At 34.9% G+C, this 7,780-nt stretch carries 8 protein-coding genes; 2 read left to right on the top strand and 6 right to left on the bottom strand.

Annotated features, from left to right (window positions below):
• Positions 1-354 precede the first annotated feature (354 nt).
• On the top strand, positions 355-1,815 hold the full coding sequence (locus DFR56_RS13465; protein ID WP_110395961.1) for a sodium:solute symporter family protein: 1,461 nt from the start codon (positions 355-357) through the stop codon (positions 1,813-1,815).
• Positions 1,816-1,831: 16 nt separating this feature from the next.
• Positions 1,832-2,413: a hypothetical protein gene (locus DFR56_RS13460; RefSeq protein ID WP_110395960.1), complete on the top strand. Its 582-nt coding sequence runs from the start codon at positions 1,832-1,834 to the stop codon at positions 2,411-2,413.
• A gap of 112 nt (positions 2,414-2,525) precedes the next feature.
• Here the strand turns inward: DFR56_RS13460 and DFR56_RS13455 are convergent, their stop codons facing one another.
• From DFR56_RS13455 to DFR56_RS13430, 6 genes are all read right to left on the bottom strand, one after another.
• Positions 2,526-2,729 (bottom strand): hypothetical protein, encoded by a 204-nt coding sequence (locus DFR56_RS13455; RefSeq protein ID WP_110395959.1) that lies wholly within the window; start codon positions 2,727-2,729, stop codon positions 2,526-2,528.
• 3 nt (positions 2,730-2,732) lie between these two features.
• Positions 2,733-3,884, bottom strand: a complete 1,152-nt coding sequence (locus tag DFR56_RS13450; protein ID WP_110395958.1) for a hypothetical protein — start codon at positions 3,882-3,884, stop codon at positions 2,733-2,735.
• Positions 3,885-3,895: 11 nt separating this feature from the next.
• Complete coding sequence (locus DFR56_RS13445; RefSeq protein ID WP_110395957.1) at positions 3,896-5,332, bottom strand: alpha/beta fold hydrolase; 1,437 nt, start codon at positions 5,330-5,332, stop codon at positions 3,896-3,898.
• 13 nt (positions 5,333-5,345) lie between these two features.
• Positions 5,346-6,008, bottom strand: a complete 663-nt coding sequence (locus tag DFR56_RS13440) for a hypothetical protein (RefSeq protein WP_110395956.1) — start codon at positions 6,006-6,008, stop codon at positions 5,346-5,348.
• On the bottom strand, positions 6,005-6,322 hold the full coding sequence (locus tag DFR56_RS13435; protein WP_242694507.1) for a DUF4176 domain-containing protein: 318 nt from the start codon (positions 6,320-6,322) through the stop codon (positions 6,005-6,007). Before DFR56_RS13435 ends, DFR56_RS13440 begins: the two co-directional genes overlap by 4 nt.
• 414 nt (positions 6,323-6,736) lie before the next feature.
• Positions 6,737-7,621, bottom strand: a complete 885-nt coding sequence (locus DFR56_RS13430) for a LysR family transcriptional regulator (protein ID WP_110395955.1) — start codon at positions 7,619-7,621, stop codon at positions 6,737-6,739.
• Between the last annotated feature and the right edge of the window lie 159 nt (positions 7,622-7,780).

Genomic DNA, 7,780 nt, shown 5'->3' with positions numbered 1-7,780 from the left:
CACTAATCAACAATAGGCCAAGAAAATGTTTAAATTGGAAAACTACACACGAAGTGTTTCAGAAAGAACTGTTGCACTTAATTTGACAAACCATCTTATAAAAAAGCGAAGGAATTAGCGATTGGTCAACAACTTCACTCATGAATTCACTTGATTTTAGAAGGTGCAGCAATCGTCTTAATTTGGTGGCCGAAAAATGTCTATATCATGGGGATTTCATTAGCTGGATGGCTTATGTTCTCGACTTATTTCATTTGGTTGCTCATCGGGGTTATCTATATATTTTGGATAGAAAAATGGGAAAAGAAATGAGAAATTACGTTTCACATTTAATGATAAGGAGGGAATTGAATCATGCAAGTAATGGAAACGATAATTGTCGGTTTGTATGTTTTCTTTATGATTCTCATAGGCATCTACTTTGCTAAGCGGGCCCATTCTTCAGAAAGTGATTATTGGACAGCCGGAAGAACCATCAATACATTTGTTGGTGCGTTCGCGTTATTCGCCGCTTTAGCAAGTTCAAGTTCATTAATGGGTGCAGTTGGTTCAGGGGTTGCATTAGGATTACCATTTCTTTTCGCATATGGTTTTGGTGCTGTCGCAATTTTACCGTTCACATTATTCCTCGTATCCGGACAAATTCGTCGTTCAGGCGTTAGTACGATGCCTGAGTTTTTCAAACAACGATACGGTAATAGTGTGCAGATTATTGCTGTATTTATCGTCGTCATTGGAATGACTTTCTATATGGTTCCACAATTAACTGCTTCCGGACTTATTGGTTCTTATGTACTTGGCATTGACTATAAGGCAGCAGTTGTCGTATTGGGAATTGGTTTCACTATTTATGCAGCCCTAGGGGGAATGTGGGCGATCACGTATACTGATTTAATTCAAGGAGCGGTCATTTTAATAGGTATGCTCGTTTTATCAGTTATTATCCTGACAGAATTTAATGGATTCACTCCCTTAATTCAATCTGCACTGGAGGTGACTCCACATTTTGGAGACATTACACAACCATGGATGTCTTACTTTGGATTATTTTTAGCATTTCTCTGGTTTGGGATTGTTTCCCCTTCCGCTGTGATGAGGAATTTCGCTTCTAGAGATGCTCGCACAGCTAGACGTACAGCAGTCGGCTCTTGTTTATTATACATTTTTGTTTTTATTTTCGGAATCATTATTGCCTCCGCCGGTGCTAGTTTAGGTGTCGCTGAGACTCTCGGTAACCGCGATATGATTTTTATTTCTGTCATTGAACATTTTATGAATCCGTTTTTAGCAGGAATTATGTTTGCCGGTCTATTAGCTGCAATTATGTCATCGGCTGATGCGATGTTACTCGCAATTTCCGCTGGTGTTGCCAGAGACATTTATAAAGAGTATTTTAAAAAGGATGCTTCAGAAAAAACAGTGACGCGATTAGGATTTTTCATTATGATTATCGCTAGTATGATTGGAATCGTCATTGCCATTAACCCTCCTGGACTAATTGCCATTATGGTAGGGTGGGTTGGGGGAGGCCTATTGTCCGCTTTCGGGTTCCCGCTTGTCCTCGGCATTTGGTGGAAACGAGCAAACACCCCAGGAGCATTGGCTGGAATGATTGGGGGATCACTCACATTCCTAGTACTCGTTATTACAAAACCTTTTGCTCTCGTATCCGAACCAATCATTGCAGCACCAGTTTCACTTATTTTAACGATTGTAGTCAGCTTATTAACAAATCCGCCTTCAGAAGAAATCCAAGCACGTGTTGATCGTTATCATACAGATGCACCTGTAAATTTTGATGAAAAAGTTAGTTAACAAAGGATGAGAAAAAATGAAAAGTGAAGAAATCATTTTGCTTGGTAATAATCAACTTATTTTAGAAGACAATCTCCATTCATATATGTATAAGGCATTAAAATGGTCGGAAAAGCTGAGAAAGAACGTGAATCGTCCTTTTTTGAAAAAACATATGACAAATAAAGAACTTGTTTATCATCCTTTATGGATTGCAAAAACACTCGTGCTTGCAGGACGTCATCCCTTTCCACCAAAAAAAATTCCTAAAATGGTATTTGTCGATGCTCTATCTGGTTATCGAGGAATGCTTTCAACCGTTCCTGAAACATCAACTTTAAAAGTGACTTCCAATCAATTAATAGAAGCTGATATTTTCGAAGAAGAAGCAAAAAAATATATTATAGATGTTCAAGAAAAACAAATTAATCGTTCGTATGTGCTGAAGAAACCCGATCATCAGTTGGTAGACCTTTCTTTACACTACCTACCTTTATGGAAGACAACTGTAAAAAGTACCATATTTAATAAAAACTTCATCATCAATGCCAATACGGGGGAGTCGGAGGAACATATGGGTAAGTTTTGGGCTGATAGAAATAGAATGAAAATAAGCTAACAATACTTTTCAAAACTGCCTTTAGGTACATATATACTTACAGGTAGTTTTGTTATTTTATTTTTACTGAAAATCATCTTTGTTCCGCTACCTAATAATAATATCATCCTTATTAAGCCTTTCTTAAAAAATGTTGATTTTCCACTTTAAATACTCCGTGAGTCTTCGTATCGATGACCTTATAATCTATAATGCTTAATGATTCATTTATCTTTTTTACTATTGGATAATACGGTTTTAATCTCTTTTGGTCAATTGAATTACATGTAACAGGTGTGTATTTTTTCTTACCACAACGTTCTCTTCCACTTACCAAACACTAATGCAACCCCAAATCCACCAAATAAAACGTCGGATTCTCCCTATTCTCTTGAAAATCTACAATGACATTAGTTGAACCAGCTGTACCTGTAATTGCAGCTTTAAATTCTAAAAATAATACAATAATATCTTCATTAAAATAGTTAACCTTTCCAATTGAAACATCATTGACAGAATTCAAATCTAATACATCTGCAATTTGCTTGAAATTTAAATCAAATTCTACGATATATTCATCATTTTCAGCTAAGTAATCTTCAATTTTTTGGATACGTTGTTTATCTTCTGCTAACGGATTTTCATTTCCATCCAAATACACATATTGGTTATCTTTACTTAGATAATCCGATTCACTTATCGCCTTCAATTCATTTTCCACTGTATCTGCAATTCCAAAACTATTAGCTGCTTTCATATATCTACCTTCAGAGTCTAACTTTACAAATAAATTCTCGTATAACTTTAAATTACCTTTGACAATATTTTTAGGAAATTCATCTGTATACGTCTCTGATACAAACGTATTTTGCAAATCTTGTGTCATAAAAATAGACATATCGCTTTTAGAAGAATCTTCCTTCCGTTTTACTTGTACATCGATTTGGAAATTATCTTCATCCACCGCGACAACATTAAACATAATTTTGTCATTTTCATGAACTTCATACTCATTTAAAATATCTGATAGCTTAAATCGCTTTTCATTTATTGATGTTTTAATATTGAATACATTTCCTTTTTCCAAAGTGATCTCCGGTAAATGATATACCTCTTTATCATCAACAGGTTGGAATAAAGATTCGTTCGATTTTCTTAAATTGGTAAAATCTGTCTTCGTATTTTCAGATTCAAATAAACGATCATAAAATTGTGTTAATTGTTCGTCACTGAACTGAACATATTCAATTGTCTTTTGTTGACTCCCAAGATTTTTCTCCGCATACACATTTATATGATCCTCTGTAACTAAATGGTATGCTAAATCTGATGTTATATAATTTTTTATAAATTCTTCTAATCCTGGTGAATCTGTAGGAAATTCAGTTTTATAGACCAATTCGGATGTCTCCTTATCTTTATTGCCTTCACATGCAAAAAGTAAGAGCGTACAAATAAATAATATACATATGTTTAAGGCTTTCTTAATCAATACAATCACTCCTACTCTTTATGATCACTGTTTACCTGTCTGATTAAATGAATAAAACCTTCATCAGTTATTTCATGAGAATGGGCTGGATTAGAAATACCTTCCCCTTTTACATCATAAGAAGGTCGATTATCTATTAATTCACCTAATGATTCTCCATATTGGCTTTTTACAGATACTGCCCCATCGTGAGTATCAGGAACAACAAATTCTTCTACTTCACCTTTAAACTCGTTATAAGACTTATACGTAGTTGTATCTCGTCCAGCAGCTGCCGTAATTTCCATCTCTTCTAGCTTTTGATAAGCCTCGGGATTTGCTACCTTTAAGTGCTCAATATCCTCAAGCATTGCTTCGCTTTTCATGTCCGTATAGACATTGCTGTGAAGGATTCCATCGTCCGTTCTTTGATTTTTTGAATTAAAATCTAAATAATTACTGTATTCGGTAGGGTTTTTATTGAAAAAATCTTTTGCAATTCCTGGAAATGTATTTGCCGTTCTGCTAAGTATATTTTTATCGTACGGAGTACCAATTGTCGTTATACTTCTGACATGATCAGGATAGTCCATCGCAAATTGTAAGGATCTTCTCCCTCCATAGCTATGTGCAAACAGGTCAATCTTTGTTTCGTCATTTAAAAGTCCCATTTCAATTAGTTTTTCAGTCAAGTCATCGCTTGTCTTTTGGCGATGTTCATTTTTGTATTCTGTTTCATAGACTATGTGAAGACGACCGTTTTTATCATTATATTGATCAGTTTGTTTTAATCTCTCAAATGTTAATGGCTCTTCATTTACATCCTTTATTCCTTTGTCGACGGAAACTACATAATATTCTATATTACCATGCCTATCTTCATAGGCAATGACATCTCCATCTTCCGCAGCTTCAACCGCACTTTCAAAAAACTTCTTCCCCGTATCCTCTATCCCATGCACATATACAGACACATTCTCAAACCCCGTAAAATCTCCGTCAATATTGTTCATATCATTATATAATTGGTTGATATCATTTAATGCTTGATGTAACGGGGAGCGATATGCACGAGCAGCATTAGCAAATTTGGTATCGATTATCCCTATTTTGCGCTTCAAATCCCTATATTCATAAAGAACATATTGTTCAATATCTGTTTTCAAATGAATAATATCCATTTTATCACTAAATGTAGGATCTTCTATTCGCTTGAACTTTGCCTCTTCGGCCTCCAAACATATTTCAAAATCATGTATCCATTTATTTATCATTCCCTCCATATCACTAGGATTAAACATAATCGTTTGGCCAGATATTGAGGCCTGAAAACTTCCATTATTTAAGTTACTCCATGAAGAGGTAAAAGCTTTTTTTACTAACTTAGAAGAAGTAGAACGAACGATACCCTCCGCTTGCACCTTATGAATATTTAATATTTGATCAATAATCGGATTTCGCTGGTACATCCATTTCCCCTCCCTAAATGGCTATTTTTAATTGGCTCGCCATATGATCAAGACGTACTATTTCTTGAACGAAAACTTCAACTTCTTTTAGTAGTTTTTCGATATGACTTTTCGTCTCTTCTACAATAGACCCCACTCTACCCAGTGCTTCAGCCCAAACACTTGTAAAATCATCCCAAGGTAGATTTGTTCCAGAGATTACTTCGTTGATCATCGAGTCAAAAGATGAAAATAATTCATCCATATTTGAGACGTTTGTTTTCAAAGAAAATGCTGCTTCGCTCATCGTATTTGCCTCTAATTTAATTTCCTTTTCAATTCGTTCCGATGATAACGAATATTGCCACTCTGCTCGCCCATTAGGTGTTATAAAACCAGCCCCATCATCATCAGTCGTCATAATCATCAACATAAAACTTTTCATAACATCAGCAAAATTCAATAAAATTGGAGCACTTTTCCCCATTAACTCTAGATGAATATTTATACTTCCTCTTAATGAAGATGCTGCTTTACCACGCTGATGATCTAACCCTTTTTGAAAATACTTTATTTGCCTGAAAACTTGATGGAATATTTCCTCTAATTCACTTATCGTCTTTCCAATACTATCAGGTAAGCTTTTAGTAAATCGTAAGTAACTGCCACTACCTCCGCCTCCACTTGAAACAATCATTTCTCCTCTTCTTCCTCTCCTTTATATTCCGCTTCATATAATAATCTGTCTAGTTCCACCTCTTTTTCATCTACATAACCGTAATGATAGATAATTTCAATATCTGTACGATCAAAAAGAATAAACTTTTCCTTTGAACTGACAAATCCATTTGGATATTCCAACGCTGCGTAATCTCTTATTACATGGTTGGTCTCTGAATATAATTGGCGACCAATAATAAGTAGTCTTCTAGAATCATTTTTTAAACCGACAACACTTCCAACAGGTACATAATGCTTTTCAAATAATATCCAAGTAACCCCCTTTAACATTTTCCTAATCTAAAATATATTTCGTTAAAATTTTACCAATATTTTGAAGAAGTGAAAAGCATATTTAGACCCATTACTTTATGCGGAACTTTAGCGTCTACTGAAATGAAGTTCACTTCTATCGTATAGATTGTATGAAGTTAGAAACAAATGTACAAAGCAAAGAAATTCCAGCCTTTAACCGGAGTTTTTTCCGCACTTCACTCCAATATTTCCGCACTTACTCAGATTTTTCAGCACTTTTACGGGAATTCCCGCACTATGGCTGAGTTTTTCCGCACTTGTTCGAAAGTTTCCGCACTTTGTTCCGTGCTACAAGAGTACCCGATGCACCATCTAAATTCTTCTCCACTTCAGAAAACTATAGTGCAAAAAACTTCAAAATATCTACACAGTTCCCCGTTCCATTAATACTCACTCCAACCTAAACCGGTCCAAAAACAATTGCATGGCAGGACTAACTAACTTATCTTTTCTTCTGATTAAGAAAATTTGTCTTTTGTATTTCCATTCAGGTATTGGATGCATACATAACTCACCATTTCTCACTTCACGACTAATAATATTTTCAGAGAGGATTCCGTAGCCCATTTCGTGTTTTACTGCTTCCTTCATTGCTTCTGATCCGGACGTTTCCATTTTAATTTTAAGGGAGACATGATGTTGTTTGGCCCATTCGTCAAATAATTTTCGACTTACTGATTCAGGTTCATGATGCACTAATGGTTGTCCAGATAAATCAGACGGTGTCAGTGTTTGCTTTTTATTTAGTGGGTGATTAGGATGCATTACAATGACTAAATCATCTTTCTGTAAAGGTTTGCTGATCAATTCTTCATCTTTAAAATTCACTTCCGTCATGATACCAAAATCTAATTGAAACTGTTTTACCTTTTCGATAATAACGGACGACGTATTCACGTCTAAAACAATAGATATGTCATTGTATTCTTTTTTTAATTTAGACAAATAAGGAATGATAATGTAAGTTGCGGGTGTATGCGTACTTCCAATCGAAATACGGCCAGCTTTCAATTCTTTAAACTCTCGCATTAAATCTTCAATTTCCTCTGATTGGGACGTAATATTTTGGGCGTAATGATAAAGAGACTTCCCCGCTTCAGTCAACTGGATTGTATGATATGACTTCGTGAAAAATAAAGGTACCCCCAGTTCTTCCTGTAGTTTGTTTAAATGAAAAGTTACAGTTGGTTGACGAATTCCTAATTTTTCCGCCACTAGGTATAACTTTTTATATTTCACGGTGTATACAAAAACTTTTAATTGCTGTAAATTCATTGTTTTTCCTCCTATCCAACTATGTTCCATCCCGATTATAGATAATATCTATGTAAATTGATAGATCATAGATATTGTTTTACATGAAGTTTACATCCTTTTTACAGCGGATTAATATTCGTTCTTTATATTTAACTATGTAAGTATTTCACCATAAAA

Source organism: Pseudogracilibacillus auburnensis, from assembly GCF_003201975.1.
Taxonomy (GTDB): domain Bacteria; phylum Bacillota; class Bacilli; order Bacillales; family Amphibacillaceae; genus Pseudogracilibacillus; species Pseudogracilibacillus auburnensis.
Note: the sequence above shows the minus strand (reverse complement) of the source record. Positions and strands in the feature narration are given on the sequence as shown.

Bases quoted from the DNA above. Each gene is read 5' to 3' on its own strand.
- DFR56_RS13465 (WP_110395961.1), top strand. From the start codon at position 355: ATGCAAGTAATGGAAACGATAATTGTCGGTTTGTATGTTTTCTTTATG.
- DFR56_RS13460 (WP_110395960.1), top strand. From the start codon at position 1,832: ATGAAAAGTGAAGAAATCATTTTGCTTGGTAATAATCAACTTATTTTA.
- DFR56_RS13445 (WP_110395957.1), bottom strand. From the start codon at position 5,332: ATGTACCAGCGAAATCCGATTATTGATCAAATATTAAATATTCATAAG.
- DFR56_RS13440 (WP_110395956.1), bottom strand. From the start codon at position 6,008: ATGATTGTTTCAAGTGGAGGCGGAGGTAGTGGCAGTTACTTACGATTT.
- DFR56_RS13435 (WP_242694507.1), bottom strand. From the start codon at position 6,322: ATGTTAAAGGGGGTTACTTGGATATTATTTGAAAAGCATTATGTACCT.
- DFR56_RS13430 (WP_110395955.1), bottom strand. From the start codon at position 7,621: ATGAATTTACAGCAATTAAAAGTTTTTGTATACACCGTGAAATATAAA.